General features: G+C 51.4%; 14 protein-coding genes. 9 read left to right on the forward strand and 5 right to left on the reverse strand.

Annotation, left to right across the window (positions count from 1 at the left end; all coding sequences use genetic code 11):
- Positions 1–710: 710 nt before the first annotated feature.
- The gene (locus tag A3193_RS17700) at positions 711–1,874 is read left to right on the forward strand and encodes a DcaP family trimeric outer membrane transporter (protein WP_083218113.1); all 1,164 of its coding nucleotides are present in this window, start codon (positions 711–713) and stop codon (positions 1,872–1,874) included.
- A gap of 105 nt (positions 1,875–1,979) precedes the next feature.
- A complete protein-coding gene (locus A3193_RS17705; RefSeq protein ID WP_069002942.1) occupies positions 1,980–2,555 on the forward strand; it encodes a DUF2057 domain-containing protein in 576 nt (191 codons plus the stop codon).
- A gap of 32 nt (positions 2,556–2,587) precedes the next feature.
- On the opposite strand, the gene A3193_RS17710 is transcribed toward A3193_RS17705, so the two are convergent.
- A complete protein-coding gene (locus tag A3193_RS17710; protein WP_069015408.1) occupies positions 2,588–3,547 on the reverse strand; it encodes an aldolase catalytic domain-containing protein in 960 nt (319 codons plus the stop codon).
- Between the two features lie 229 nt (positions 3,548–3,776).
- Positions 3,777–6,074 carry a 5-methyltetrahydropteroyltriglutamate--homocysteine S-methyltransferase gene (gene metE / locus A3193_RS17715; protein ID WP_069015409.1) on the reverse strand — a complete coding sequence of 766 codons (2,298 nt, stop codon included), beginning with the start codon at positions 6,072–6,074 and terminating at the stop codon, positions 3,777–3,779.
- Positions 6,075–6,177: 103 nt separating this feature from the next.
- Between metE and A3193_RS17720 the strand changes: the two genes are divergently transcribed.
- Positions 6,178–7,074, forward strand: coding sequence for a LysR family transcriptional regulator (locus A3193_RS17720; RefSeq protein WP_069015410.1), 897 nt, complete (start codon positions 6,178–6,180; stop codon positions 7,072–7,074).
- A gap of 231 nt (positions 7,075–7,305) precedes the next feature.
- Here the strand turns inward: A3193_RS17720 and A3193_RS17725 are convergent, their stop codons facing one another.
- Both A3193_RS17725 and A3193_RS17735 read right to left on the reverse strand, forming a co-directional pair.
- The gene (locus A3193_RS17725; RefSeq protein ID WP_069015411.1) at positions 7,306–7,833 is read right to left on the reverse strand and encodes a DVUA0089 family protein; all 528 of its coding nucleotides are present in this window, start codon (positions 7,831–7,833) and stop codon (positions 7,306–7,308) included.
- A gap of 337 nt (positions 7,834–8,170) precedes the next feature.
- Entirely contained in the window at positions 8,171–8,974 is an 804-nt protein-coding gene (locus A3193_RS17735) for a peptidoglycan-binding domain-containing protein (RefSeq protein ID WP_162272424.1), read from the reverse strand.
- 223 nt (positions 8,975–9,197) lie between these two features.
- Between A3193_RS17735 and A3193_RS17740 the strand changes: the two genes are divergently transcribed.
- From A3193_RS17740 to A3193_RS17745, 3 genes are all read left to right on the forward strand, one after another.
- Complete coding sequence (locus tag A3193_RS17740) at positions 9,198–9,608, forward strand: hypothetical protein (RefSeq protein WP_069002935.1); 411 nt, start codon at positions 9,198–9,200, stop codon at positions 9,606–9,608.
- 70 nt (positions 9,609–9,678) lie between these two features.
- Positions 9,679–10,050: a hypothetical protein gene (locus A3193_RS20190; protein ID WP_139116866.1), complete on the forward strand. Its 372-nt coding sequence runs from the start codon at positions 9,679–9,681 to the stop codon at positions 10,048–10,050.
- Positions 10,051–10,305: 255 nt separating this feature from the next.
- Complete coding sequence (locus tag A3193_RS17745) at positions 10,306–10,746, forward strand: Spy/CpxP family protein refolding chaperone (RefSeq protein ID WP_139116865.1); 441 nt, start codon at positions 10,306–10,308, stop codon at positions 10,744–10,746.
- Between the two features lie 195 nt (positions 10,747–10,941).
- Here A3193_RS17745 and A3193_RS17750 read toward each other — a convergent pair whose 3' ends face one another.
- The gene (locus A3193_RS17750) at positions 10,942–11,637 is read right to left on the reverse strand and encodes an HAD family hydrolase (protein WP_069015414.1); all 696 of its coding nucleotides are present in this window, start codon (positions 11,635–11,637) and stop codon (positions 10,942–10,944) included.
- Positions 11,638–11,900: 263 nt separating this feature from the next.
- Here A3193_RS17750 and A3193_RS17755 point away from each other — a divergent pair, with 263 nt between their 5' ends.
- The 3 genes from A3193_RS17755 (at position 11,901) to A3193_RS20475 (ending at position 14,648) form a co-directional block, all read left to right on the forward strand.
- Positions 11,901–13,277 (forward strand): L-serine ammonia-lyase, encoded by a 1,377-nt coding sequence (locus A3193_RS17755; protein ID WP_069015415.1) that lies wholly within the window; start codon positions 11,901–11,903, stop codon positions 13,275–13,277.
- A gap of 132 nt (positions 13,278–13,409) precedes the next feature.
- A complete protein-coding gene (locus A3193_RS17760; protein WP_069015416.1) occupies positions 13,410–14,165 on the forward strand; it encodes a hypothetical protein in 756 nt (251 codons plus the stop codon).
- Positions 14,166–14,468: 303 nt separating this feature from the next.
- Entirely contained in the window at positions 14,469–14,648 is a 180-nt protein-coding gene (locus A3193_RS20475) for a hypothetical protein (protein WP_139116864.1), read from the forward strand.
- Positions 14,649–14,659: the final 11 nt, after the last annotated feature.

Raw genomic sequence — 14,659 nt, forward strand, 5'->3', positions numbered from 1 at the left:
AGTCAATAACCATAATTATTGTAGTGTTATCGGGAGGGTGGGCTGTAACTTTAAACATTTTGGAAATTCAGTAACATATAGGACTTTTGTTCTTTATTTGGGGGTGTGGGAATCGCTAAAAGAGCCCTCATGGCAGGAGGGTATGGATTCAGTTAAATAACAAGAAGCATCCTGCAGAAGGGCAGGTGTCGCTCTTCGGATAGCCTCGGTGGTCGAGTCGGAACCTGCTGAGGATTGGCGATAGTCATCCGGCTAGGCTGCCCATTGGTCGTTCGACGCCAGCCAAACTATGACCAGAATCTCAGCTGGGCCAGATATTAAAAGTAGGGTGACTGGATCCATCTGCACTCTGGTGTGCATTTATTGCACAACTGATAAAGCGTATCGTTCGCTCCCAGAGGGGAAGTCGATCCAAGATACTTGATCAACCGGGCTGAACCGGAACGGTTTCTTTCTATGGATAATGGTGTAGTATCTGCAACCTAGGATAGGTTCATAAAAATGTAATAAATATCCCTATCCCCGATTTTCCGATCCTGGGCTTTCGTCGAATCAGAAATAGTCGATACAGTCCGGCGAATCATCCTCAGCAGTCGTTAGTGAGGATATAAAAAATTTCACGTAGGGCAGTCGCCATATCGGCAATAAAACAACTCAGCACTAAAAAACCATAACAGCTGAATTCAATTGATACTGTGGAGAATCACACGATGAATCAAATGAAACAGAAGCTGCCAGGGATTGCTCTATTCGGTGCCTGCATGATGCTGCCAGCTACCGCATCCGCCTACAATTTCAGTGATGTTTTCGGTGGTGACGTGGATGTCAGCATTGGTGGCTACGCAAAATTGAGTGCCATGTGGACCGATACCGACAGCGGAACCATCGCTGGTGGAGCCGGTGGTGCAGGCAGGACTTTCTATCTGCCCTCTTCCATCCCGACGGGTGGTGATGACGGTGATGCGGTTTATGACATGACTGCGCGGGAGTCCCGCATCAATTTCAAGGCCAAGACAAAGGCTGGTGATCATACGCTTGGCGTGGTGATGGAGATGGATTTCTTGACCACCGGTTTCGGTAATGAGGCGGTGAGTAACAGTTACTCACCTCGCTTGAGACACTACCTCTTCACCTTCGACAACTGGTTGTTCGGCCAAACCTGGTCGACCTTCATGGATACCGGCGCGCTGCCCGATGCCTTGGACTTTCTGGGGGCACCGGAAGGTACGGTATTTGTCCGACAGCCGATGATTCGCTATAGCCTGGGCAATGTCCAACTGGCTCTGGAGAATCCGGAAACTTTTACCGATGCCGGCATCAGTGACGATAATGCTCTGCCTGATCTGGCGGCCAACTACAGTATGAAAATGGGCTGGGGACACCTGCGGGTCAACGGTCTGTTGCGTCAACTGAAAGTTGAGGATGGTGGCTCGGAAGAGACCACCACCGGCTGGGGTCTTGGCGTCAGCGGCAAGATCAAAATCCTCGATACGGATGATATCCGCTTTGCGGTCAACTACGGCGACGGCATGGGCCGCTACACCAGTCTGGGTGTGGTCAGGGATGCGGTGGTCGATCCGGGTGATGGCAGTCTCGAGGCGGTGGAATCTCTCGCCGGCTTTGTCGCCTATCGGCATATGTGGAACAGCAAGTGGCGTTCGAATGTGATTCTAAGTCTGGTTGAGGTGGATAACCCTTCTTCCGCTCCGGGCAGTCTCAATGAGAGCGCCAACAGCATCCAGGTCAACCTGATGTACAACCCGATCAAACCGGTTACCCTCGGTGTCATGTATCTGCATGGCCAGCTGGAGAAAGAGAGTGGTGACGAGGGTGAGTTGGACCGGCTGCAATTTGCCGCCAAATACGCCTTCTGATCAGAAACTTCCCACAATTGACAGACCTTGCAGCGGACGCTGCAAGGTCTGTTTTTATGTAATGGGTCAGTTGAGTTTCAATCGGCCCTGACAGGAGATGATGTGATGGCGAAGTTTTATGCAAAGCTGTCGATCAGTGGAGTGCTGCTGGTCTGGCTGAGTCTGAGCGGCTGCTCCGTACAGGCGGCACGAATTACCATTCCTGACAGTTTCGAGTTTCTGGCTCTGGATGGTCAGGCAGTGAGCGGTTCGCTGCTCTCTCATCAAGCGCAGCTCGAACTGCCGGAAGGGGAGCGTGAAATCACCCTTCGATACAAGGATGTGATCATCGATCCGGATCTGGGTTACGAAGCGGTCATCAATTCAAGGCCCTTTGTGATCAGCCTGAATGCCAAATCCGGTGTCCACTATCGACTGGTCCCGGAGCCTGCAGCGTTTAAGAATAAACAGGCGTTTGCAAAAAATCCCCAGGTTACGATCAGCAGTGAGCTGGAGCCCTTGCCTAAGCCTGTTGAGGCTGCTGGGGTGAATGCGAAACCCCGAAAGGAGCCGCTGGCCCTCACGAAGATTGTGCAAGCGGACGAGTTGCCTGAGGATGCAGGGAAGCAGTTACGCTACTGGTGGCTCAAAGCGGATCAGGATACCCGTCAATCCTTCATGAGCTGGATCGTCAGCCAATAGGGCCTGCAACAGGCCCCGTCGGCAATGACGTTTTAAGCGTTGAGCTGGGTCTGTTCGATGAAGAAGTCGTAACAGAGGTCACGAATCTCTTTATCCGAACGGCACTTCATGGCAGCGCGGGGGTGATGGTTGAGGTGGCCGCTGATACCGTAGATATCGTTGAAACCCCATTCGATCTCTTCACGCAGTGGTACGAATTGTTCCTGGATCGCCTTGTAGATGGGACGAACATCGAACTTGGGGTTTTTCAGGAAGTTGAGTAGCAGCTCCAGATTGCAGTTGCCGGCACCCCGGCCGATGCCGTTGATGGTGGCGTCGAGCAGGTTGACGCCGTCGATGATCGCCTGCTGGGTATTGGCAAAGGCAAGCTGCTGATTGTTGTGCGCATGGAAGCCCAGCTCCTTGCTCGGTGCATACTTCTTGTAGAGCTCCAGATAGTCGGTAACCTGCTCCGAGTAGAAGGCGCCATAGCTGTCCACCAGGTAGAGGTAATCGAGCTCCGCAGTCTCTTCAACCTGATTCAGGGCCTCGATCAGATCGGTGCGGATGGCGGCGGAGCAGGCCATGATGTTGATGGTGGTTTCATAACCCAGGTCCTTGGAGCGTTTCACCAGATCCAGGCCCTTGTCGATGTCCGGTACGTAGCAGGCAACCCGGGCCATGTCGAAGGGGCTTTGATCCCGTGGCTGCAGACTGTTGATGTCGACCCGGCCGATATCGAACATCACCGCCACCAGTGGCCGATTCTCACACTCATGGGAGTCGATGATCATCTTCAGATCGTCGTCATCACAGAAGTTCCATTTGCCATAGGCCTCGCGGGTATACTCTTCGCTGACCATCAGCTTCTTACCCAGTTCGATGACATCCACGCCGGATTCGCAAGCCGCCCGATAGACTGACTTCACGAAATCATCGGTGAAATGGTAGTTGTTGATCAATCCACCATCGCGAATGGTGCAGTCCAGGACTTTCAGCTCTTTGCGAAACACGTCGGATTTCCTCGTAGGCGGGTTAAACCCGCCATTTTAGCGGATAGCCTCTGGGTGAACTATGGCTTGCATGGGTATTTAAGTATGAATTTATCTATAGTTTGTATTTGTCATCTCGCGATCTGAGTTTTGGCGAGGCCCCGGATCCGGTTGGGTTCCAGTTACGATTCGGCGGCAAGAGAGTTTGCCCTGCCGCTGAATCGGTCTGATTTCATCTGTCAGGCGTATCCTATCCGGCATTTGAGGTTCGTTGGCTGTCGAGTCTCGCAGCCTCACGTAGCTGCCGTGCCGCCTGCTGCATGTTCTTCAGGGCCGGAATGACCTCCTGCCATTGGCGGGTCTTCAGGCCACAATCCGGATTGATCCACAATCGTTCCGCGGGTATGCGCTGTTGGGCCAGCTGAATCAGCTTAACCATACTCCCTATGCTCGGTATGTTGGGGGTGTGGATGTCATACACCCCCGGGCCGATCGCATTGGGGTATTCATACGACTCGAATACATCGAGCAGCTCCATGTCGGAACGGGAGGTCTCGATGGTGATGACATCCGCATCCATGGCGGCGATCGATTCGATGATGTCGTTGAACTCGGAGTAGCACATGTGGGTATGGATCTGGGTATCGTCCTGTACACCGTTGGCGGTCAGACGGAAGGCGCTGAGTGCCCAGTCGAGATAGTCGGGCCACTGTTTGCGTCGTAGTGGCAGACCTTCACGCAGCGCCGCCTCATCGATCTGGATAATGGCGGTACCCGCCCGTTCCAGTGCCAATACCTCGTCACGCAGGGCGAGCGCCAGTTGATTGCAGGTCAGGGCAAGCGGTTGGTCGTTCCGCACGAATGACCAGTTGAGCATGGTGACCGGGCCGGTCAACATCCCCTTTACCGGTTTGCTGGTGAGTGACTGGGCATAACTGGTCCAGTGTGTGGTGATGTCAGATTGCCGTTGAATGTCACCATAGATGATCGGCGGTTTGACGCAGCGTGATCCATACGACTGAACCCAACCGAAGCGGGTGAAGGCAAAACCGCTGAGAAATTCAGCGAAGTACTCAACCATGTCATTGCGCTCCGCCTCACCGTGTACCAGTACATCCAGGCCGACATCCTCCTGCTGGCGGATCGCCTGTGCGATCTCCTTCTCCATCGCGGCACGATAGTCGGCTCCGCAGAGCTGGCCTTCCCGGTAGGCTTTTCTACTCTGGCGTATGGTATTGGTTTGCGGAAACGAGCCGATGGTTGTGGTCGGATAGAGGGGTAGATTCAGGCTCCGCTGCTGAATGGTGCGACGGGTGGTAAAGCTGTTTTTGCGCTGCCCCATCTCTGCTGTGATCTCGGCCGTCCGTTGAATGACGGCCGGGATATGAATCTGTTGTGATCCCGAGCGTCGCCGGATGGCTTCGGCGTTATCATTCAATTGCCGGGCTACCGATTGACGTCCGTTGTTCAGCGCTTTGGCCAGAGTCTTTAACTCTGACAGCTTCTGCAGTGCAAAACTGAGCCAGGATTTCAGCGCTCCATCGAGATCGGTTTCACTCTCGATATCCACCGGCACGTGAAGCAGTGAGCAGGAGGGGGCCAGCCAGAGCCTTTCACCAAGTCGCTGGTGGATCGGTTCCAGCCAATCCAGCTGTGAGTTGAGATCACACTTCCAGATATTCCGTCCGTCGATTACCCCAAGTGAGAGTATCTTATGCTGCGGCAGCCAGTCGATGATCCGATCAATCTCATCCCTGGCCCGGGTGGCATCGATATGCAGACCGGCAACCGGCAGTTCACAGGCCAGTTGCAGGTTCTCTTTCAGACTGCCGAAGTAGGTTGTCAGCAGCAGCTTGATGGCTTTTGTCTGCAGCCGGAAGTAGGTGTTTCTCAAGGCGTGACGCCAGCTCTGATCCAGTTCAGTGACCAGAATGGGTTCATCGATCTGCAGCCATTCGATCCCAGCCTCAGCCAGTTGCTGCAGCAGTTGCTGATAGACCGGCAGCAGCGGTTCCAGCAGATCAAGCGGATTGCTTTCGTCCTTGCTTTTGCCCAGCCAGAGATAGGTGACCGGGCCGATGATCACCGGTTTGAGGTTTTTCGACTGGCACTCTTCAATCTGCCTCAACAGCTGCTGAGGATGCAGCTCGAAGCGGGTCTCCCGGTCAAATTCAGGCACCAGGTAGTGGTAGTTGGTATCGAACCACTTGGTCATTTCAGCTGCGGCCAGTGGCGTACTGACATCTGTCGAACGTCCGCGGGCTACCTGAAAGTAGCGGTCCAGGGGCGTGAGCTGCTGCTGTGCAAAGCGGCGCGGCAGATTTCCCAACAGGATGCTGGTATCGAGAACATGATCGTAGAGGGAGAAGTCCCCGACGCTGATCCAATCCAGAAGCTGTTGGTGCTGGTGGTTTTGCGCACGAATCCGCTCTCCGGCAGTCATCAATTGATGGGCATCGATTTCACCACGCCAATAGGCTTCCAGGCTGAATTTGAGTTGACGTTTGCTGCCGATGCGCGGCAGACCGAGATTGTGAGTTGTGACCATGATCCCTGACCTTGTTCCTGTGACTCTGATGGCGAAATTGTAGGATTTTATATTATGAATATATAATGATATTTGTATCCATATACATGAGAAAATTACATAGATGATTGAGCTTACCCATCTGCGGATCGTTGCCGCGTTACAACAACATGGAACCCTGACCAAGGCGGCCAATGCACTCTGCTTGAGTCAATCGGCGCTCTCTCATCAGATACGCTATCTGGAACAGAAACTGGGTGTTGAGATCTGGGTAAAAGAGGGGCGCAGATTGCGTCTGACCCGTGCAGGCAACCTGTTATTGGAGACGGCGGAAAAGGTTCTACCCTTAGTGCAGCAGAGTCAACGTACCTTGAAGGCCTATGCGGATGGTCAAAAGGGTGTGTTGCGTCTCGGGGTGGAGTGTTATCCCTGTTATGAGTGGCTGACCGGGGTCATGGCCGCCTATCTGAAGTCCAATCCGCAAGTGGATGTGGACATATTTCAGCGATTCCGCTTCAGCGGTTTTGAGGGTGTGCTGAACTTTCATATCGATATGCTGATAACCCCCGACCGTGTCGATCATCCAGGATTGCATTATGAGGCGCTGTTTGAGTATGAACTGAAATTGCTGGTACCTCAGACCCATCCACTGGCTGAAAAGGATTGGGTAACCCCGGAGCAGCTGGCTAAGGAAGTATTGATCACCTTCCCGGTCGATGAAGAGAGACTGGATGTGCTTAACGGTTTTCTCTGGCCTGCCGGAGTCAGGCCACAGCAGCACAAACAGATCGAATCGATCGAGATCATGTTGCAACTGGTGGCTCTGTCGCGCGGGGTAACCGTGATTCCGGACTGGTTGATCGAGCGGGCCTGTGGCTCATTGCCATTGAAGAGTTTGCGCTTGGGGCGCCAGGGCATGCAGCGCAAGCTCTATGCTGCCTATCGAACCGAGGATCAGCAGTTGAGTTATCAGCAGGCTTTCATAACTGTGGCGGGGAGTATGTCTCACATGGTGGTGTGACATTGGCGTGATTGGTATCGCTTAGAAGGAGATCGTTGCCTTAAACAAGTAAGGATATGAGTCCTTATATTTAGACAATATTCTTTTTTTTGATAATTAAGAACATCGATTTGTAAAGGCCTTTGAGAGACAGAAAGAGGGTTGCTCAACGAAGACTATCTACTGTGGATCAGTCATAAAAAAACACCAGGAGAGTCTCAATCCCCTGGTGTTAATCAAATGGCACAGTTATCAGGTTTTTTGCTTGGCGCGCCGGGCAAAACCCATGCCTACCAAACCAAGGCCAAGCAGCGAGAGTGTGGCAGGTTCCGGGACATTGCTGAATCTGACATTGGCATCCGATGCGATTCTGATGCTGTAGTCACCATAGCCGGACTGATCGCCGCCTCTGTTCACACCCCTGACAGCTTCACCGCGGGTCAGGTCGTAAGCGGAAATGGCTACGATATAGCTCCCTGCCTGTAATACCCGGTTGATCAATGAATTCAGATTGATCGGAAAGTTACGGTCGTCATTGTGGGCAATCCGGTCATTTCTGTTCAATGTACCGTCATTCTCGAAGAGAAAGATCTCTGTGTCGAAATCATCCGAGTTGACGGCAATTCTGGTTCTTGCAGCGGCATCCTGATCGAACAGTACATAAGAGACAGATCCAGGTCCCCCGTCCGTGATGGAGCCAGTGGTTCTGATCACATTTGCCTGACTATTCAAGGGCAGAAGTATCACTAAACAAGCCAGAAAAAAGAGTGATTTCTTCATCGTTATATCCTTATGGATAGTTGTTAAATAAGCGCATTTAAATTAAGTGTTTCAGGATCAACTCCTGTACGGATTTGATTAGTGCATGATTGATGCCAGAAATTTTTTTGTTTCGGAATAACAACCGGTTATGTATTTTGATCTGGGATGGCAAGGTAAAATTACCAATGGTCTGTAAAAAAATTCGACACTGTTGTAATAATCGGCATGGGGATCGCCGGGTGCTCAACAGGCCTGAGATGATTGTTATGAAGGATGTCGAAGAGGTGCTGTCCAGTTTCTTGCCGCTGGTTGTAATGGATTGATGTTATTTTTTCTGGCTTGCTGGGCTCGACCGCTACTTCAATGAGTAGTAGTTGAAATTGTCCTTGCCTACCTGATGATAGCCGCTGCGTCGCTGGATCTTTCCCGCCAGAAGATTACCGTCTATGGTATTCAGCCGTGGTGTGAATGGGTTGCCAGGGTCGACCTTTTCGATGAGGAAATGGTGCTGGCGGGTGGCGACGGCGCCGATGTCTGCCAGTTTGATCGCCTGGACGAACTGTGTGCTCCAGCTGTTCAAACCAATGTTACCGACCGGGGCACCGATATTCAGGTTCCACCTGACGGTTGTTATGCCCGCTTTTCGATAACAGTAGACACAGAAAATCCCACACCAGCTCTTTTTCTGACCACTGATAAAAGGCTGTGGACTCCATACCTTACTGAAAGGATCTTTGAAGTTATCATCCTGCAGGGTGACATTCGCGGCTTCCTTAAAGATGGTTTTAACAATATCGATACCTTTCGGTCTGCCACCGATAAGCTGTGTAAAGTCGACTGTGCCGACAAGTTTTCCCGCTTCCATCAGGACCCTTTTGCGAATCTCCTTGTGCTTGTCTTTATCGGTTGGCGGTGTATCGACGATGTTTTTCAGGAAGGCAATCAGCTTTTCCCAGGTCTTTGGACCGATAATGCCGTCAGCAGCCAGTTGATTGCTACGTTGGAATTGTTCGGCTCTGGCGGTTGATTTGGCGCCAAAGATTCCATCAGGGATCAATTCCGGCTTGGTTGAAACAGCGCGATTCAGGCTTTGCTGAACCTGCACCACATCATCGCCCCTCGAGCCATACTTGATCAGCCTTTTCAGTGTGGGTTCCATCAGTCTCTCCGAGGCAACAAATAGGGATATTTCGAAAGTATAGAAGGGGGTTGCTGTGTTTGCAGTAACATTATTTTGTGGGTGGTTTTTTAAGTCACCAAGGAAGCGGTCGATCAACATTGACAAAGTGAAACTTAGTTAACTTACCCAGAGCGGTGTTAATTATCGAAGAAGAGTCGCTTATGCTGCCTGTTCCAAAGCGTATGCAGAGAGAGGAGTAGAGATGTTTCATCCAATAGAAATTCCATTTGGTTGTGTCATGTTATTCAATGTGGTTGATCTCAAGCCCGGCGTCACTGTTGAGGATGTGGAACTGCTGCTTGGGGAGATGTGCAATGTGGTAAAAAATAACTATGGCGATGATAACGGTGGATTCATAGGTGGCCAGGTCTATCGCAATGCCGGTTTTATCTCTGAAGAGGGAAGTGTCGGTTCGGATGACAGCCATAAGAACAAACGGGTCAATCAGAACATGGGTGATATTGTGATTGTCACTTTCTGGCAATCTTTCGAACAGCACGAACGCTCCCATGCTGATCAATTGTTCAAAGAGAAGTTCTCTGCCCTGGCCGATTTTTGTGACGATACCTATGAAGTGGGTTATGAGATGTTGTGGCAGGGCGTACCGGAGTGAATACGAGTGCCTGAGAAACTATCGTCTATGCTTTGACTTGGAAAAGCTATTTAAGGATAGGGGATATAGAGTGATCAGGTATGACAAAACGTTTGCAGTGGCGGTTGTGTTTGTCTTTTCAGCCTCCTCGGGTTTGGCAAAGGATTTGGATAATAATCCCCCTGGCCCGGTAGGTGGGCCAGGCACCAATTGGGAGAATCCTCCGGGTCCAGAGGGTGGGCCGGGTGCCTCTCCTGATCGCCGTTACCCCTATCGATCGAACCCACCTGGACCGATAGGCGGCCCCGGATCCAACTGGTACTACAAACGTGCCTATCCCCGCTATCGTTACGATCGTGACAACAATCCTCCCGGGCCCAGGGGTGGGTCAGGCACCAATTGGGAGAATCCACCCGGTCCACGGGGAGGTCCCGGGGCATCGCCAAACCGTCGATACCGTTAAGACCACGTAGTCGACAGGTTTTCAGTCGAAGCCGTGGTAGCTTCCTGTCTTGATGGTTGGGACATTGATAATCTATTTTTTGTTTTATTTTTGACCTTTGATTGCCAGCCGTTGGTTTCATAAAGGCAAGCTCCGTTTTTGCTGTCATGAATCGGATTGGAGTTTGATTGATAAATAACAATGCTCAGGAGTTTTTTAGAGGATAGTGTTGATAGGCGATAGCTTTACTTCTGTATTGTTTATGAGAGGGAATCAATGAGAAAAATTACTGTTTTGTTACTGGTCGTTCTGCTTTTTACAGTCTCTGGCGTAACGGCTGAAACCATGGGTGGTAAAGGTCAGTTCATGAAATATATGGCACATGTCAACCCCGTGCCCAACTATGTCTCTTTTATTAGTAAAAACTCCCAGGAGCTGAAACTCAGTGATGTTCAGATGGCGCAGGTCATGGAGTGGAAGGAGCAAAACCGTACAAAGATGCATGGTATGGTGATGTCAATCATCGAAGGCGAAAAGAAGATGGCCCAGGCATCGCTGGATGGGGTCAGTGCGGATGAGATCAACAGTATGGCCGAAACGGTAAGTAAAGCCCGTATGCAGATCATTGTCGGTAAAACCCGTTGCCGTGATCGGATGATGGAAATCCTCGATGATGCGCAGTGGGATAAGTTGACCGCCATGGTGGCCGCGAAATAAGACCTTTAACAATGAGATTGAAAAGGCAGCCAAAGCGCTGCCTTTTTTATTGCGGGTGTATGGAAACGAACAGGCGGGCCACTATTCTCAGGAATGGATTGAAATGAAGTCGTATGCGTTTTCGTCGTTGTATACGGTGAGTAGTATTGGTCGCGAATAGATGCCATACATCCCATAGGTTCGAAAATATTAATATCAGATTTCAGGAGAGATCATTTTCAGCAGTTCCCGAATATGCCCAATACGACCTTTGGACCCTTTCCCTCTTCTATTGAGCTCCTGGGTATCGCTCGCATCGAGAAAATAGGTCACCAGCAGGCTGTCGATGTTACAGGCTTCGGCGCCCATGTGTTCCTCGCTGCTGCCATCGCCGATGAACAGTGCCGCATCGGCCGAGATTGTCATTTCGGCCAAGGCCATACAATAGATTTCCGGGTCCGGTTTCTGCACTCCCTGCTGACAGCTGAAGTGGACGCTGGTGAACAGGGGTGCAAGGGGGGACTCAGGCCAGGCTCTTACCTCACCAGTGGATGCATTCGAGATCAGCCCCAGAATGAATCCCTGTTGCTTCAAGTTCTGCAGAATCGACAGGATCCCGGGTTCGATTTCGAGCAAGGCGGTATCGAAACGTAACTGTCGCGCCTCGGCAGCCTGACGGACTTTGTGGAGTGGGATTGATGGATCGAGACTGTGGGCAATGCGTCTGACGGTCTCCAGATGATCGGTTCGAGTGACAATGTCATGGTGCTTCCCGAAACAGGCCTGATTCCAGGCTTTGCGATCCAATCCGAGTATGTCTGCGGTATATTGCCCTTGCCCCTTTGCCGCCTTGGAGACGCTCAGCAGTGTGCCGAACAGGTCAAACAGGATTGCTTTGTAGGTGGTTTTCATATTCAGGGCACAGAATTGTGAAGGATCTTTGGCGAGTGGTCTATTTTACCTACAAGCGATGATGGAAAACATGGATTGTGCCGAATCTGTCGGTGATTGAGTAGTCACTCCAAGACTTGCTGATTGTCAGATTGAAGAGGTTTAAAGCCTGTCGCTGGTAACTCATGGCGAGTGGGGGAGAGTGCCAAACTGCGTACAGTGTAGGTATATTGTCGGTGCTGGTTGTGAGATCTTATCGACTCTAGAAGTGAAAGGAGAATGATATGTCGGTCAGTGTGTTCGATCTTTTCAAAATCGGCATCGGACCATCGAGTTCCCATACGGTAGGACCGATGCTGGCCGCAAAACGCTTTATCGAGCAGCTCGATGAGGCCGGTCTGTTGGCCGGCACAAGCAGGCTTAAGATCGAGCTCTACGGTTCACTCGGTGCAACCGGTAAGGGGCATGGTACGGATAAGGCGGTGATCCTCGGGTTACAGGGTGAGACACCTGAAGAGGTTGAAGTGGACGCGATCTCGTTGCGCATGGATCGGGTACGGGTGGAGCGGCAGATCAAGCTCCATGGAGGGCAGGTGATCGAGCTGGACCCCGATCGGGATATGGTCTTCTATCGCCGCAAACAGCTGGGTCTGCATCCCAACGGGATGCTGTTCACTGCATTGGATGAGGCGGGAGAACCTGTGAAGCGTGGTGAGTTCTACTCGGTTGGTGGCGGATTCGTGGTACAGACCGATGAGCAGGGCGAACCGCAGATTGTCGAGCAGCAGACTGAACTGAAATATCCTTTCAAAAGCGGAAGGGAGTTACTCGATCAGTGTGAGGCCAACGGCCTCTCCATCAGTCAGTTGATGCTTGAAAATGAGTTGGCCTGGCGGGATAAAACAGAGATCAACCAGCAGCTTTTGAGAATCTGGCATGTGATGCAGCGTTGTGTCGAGAAGGGGTGTGAAACGGAGGGTCTCTTGCCGGGCGGCCTTAAGGTCAAGCGCAGAGCACCAAGACTTTTCCGGCAACTGAGCAACGATGCCGAGCTGAGTACCGTACCCCTGGGCACCATGGACTGGGTCAACCTGTTCGCGCTGGCGGTGAATGAAGAGAATGCCGCCGGTGGCCGAGTCGTCACCGCGCCAACCAATGGGGCGGCTGGAATCATCCCATCGGTACTGCACTACTACTGGCGATACTCTCCGGGTGCCAATGAAGAGGGTGTTGTGCGTTTTCTGTTATGTGCCGGCGCGATCGGCATTCTCTACAAGGAGAACGCCTCGATATCCGGTGCCGAGGTGGGTTGTCAGGGAGAAGTGGGCTCGGCCTGCTCAATGGCGGCCGGGGCGTTGACCGAAGTTCTGGGAGGCACCCCCCAGCAGGTTGAGAATGCAGCCGAGATCGGAATGGAACACAATCTGGGCCTGACCTGTGATCCGGTGGGCGGATTGGTGCAGGTGCCGTGTATCGAACGTAATGCCATGGGTGCAGTGAAAGCGATCAATGCAGCCCGTATGGCATTGAGAGGGGATGGTTCCCATTTCGTCTCCCTCGACAAGGTGATCAAGACCATGCAGGAGACCGGTGCCGATATGCAGACCAAATATAAAGAGACCTCACGTGGAGGTCTGGCGGTGAATCTGGTTGAGTGTTGATCGGCATGGAGAGACAACAGTCGGATGGTGCAACAGGGGTTGGTTGAAATCTGATTTTGCTTGGTACAGCTAAGGGATTAGAATCAATGGTCATGCTGCCGGGGCCGCAGATGTTTAGGAGAAGGATGCACCATGACCATTGCCAATGATGATGAAACATTTTTATCCTGGGAGGATGCCTGCCGTTTTGTTGGTGATGAAAAAATTCTGCGTGAGATCGAGGAACTCTATCTTCATTTTGCCGGGTTTGCCTCGGTCGAGGTAGAGGAGCGTTCTTACGAGAGGGTCTATGTGGATGGCCATCTCAGACTCTATCCAACGGATGTCAATGAACTGAAACGGGGCTTGCCGGTGACCTGCAGCAGCGCACTGATCGATCACCACATGAGTATCAACGGGGTTGTCAGAGAAGAGCTGTTTCAGAAATTTTTGGTATTTGATGATGAGTTGCTCATCGGCCTTTCTGTCAACAAGGGTAGTAGTGCCTACAATTACCCTTCGGATATCAGTTTTTATCATGAAGATCTGCACCAAATATGCGACAGGTTCGGCATCAAGCCAGGTGTTCCGGTCGATCCGTCACCAGACACTCAATCGCTGACTCCTCCCTCCGAAAGTCAACCGCTGATTCCATCCTCTGACAGTCTACCTTTGGAAACCTCCGAAAACTCCCTCGATGAGTTGAATCTGATTGGCGCACTGGCCTGCATGCTGGCGATGAACAGTGATCTTGAAGAGTCACTGCGTGATGGTCAGCATATCTCCGAAATCATCATTGACGATCTGTTTACCATGCTGGATGGTCTGGGCGTCGATGTGGACGGCAAAAAGAAATTTCTCTATGAGCGCCTGATATCAAAGGGTGTCAAATCGATCCTGGAAGAGTAGCTCGATTCATCGCTTGAGCCTGCAGCCCCGGCGCTTGTGTAACCCTTAACCTATTAGGGTATAGGCTTTTTTATCGACTGGCTTAGGTCGTTCTATGCTGTTGATAATTAAGTGAATATCTAGACTTATATGTAACTGGTCCCACTATTCCCCTGAAATTGGATTGTGTTTTGCACTTGCAAACCATAATACCTGACTATATTACTAAGTTATTACTTTGATCGCCTTGTTTTTGAAAGGCTGGGATGTGTTTGGATGGTTACTCTCTTACCTCTCTTTTCTGTCCGCTGTTGTGGTGGGCCGGTGGTTTTCTTAACCCTTCTCAGTATCGGCTTCGGCCTGCTGTTTCTGCTGCTTTCCGCTACAGAGTTGGCAGTGGTTTTCATGCTGGCCGGTAGCGTTGCGACTCTATCCTGTCTCTACCTCGGCAGCAGGCGCTGTGGAGCTATCTGTACCACCCGTTCTCTTCACAGTCAGCATTAAAGGAGTCGATA

Origin of the sequence: Candidatus Thiodiazotropha endoloripes (genome assembly GCF_001708965.1) — a bacterium.
GTDB classification, from domain to species: Bacteria; Pseudomonadota; Gammaproteobacteria; order Chromatiales; family Chromatiaceae; genus Thiodiazotropha; species Thiodiazotropha endoloripes.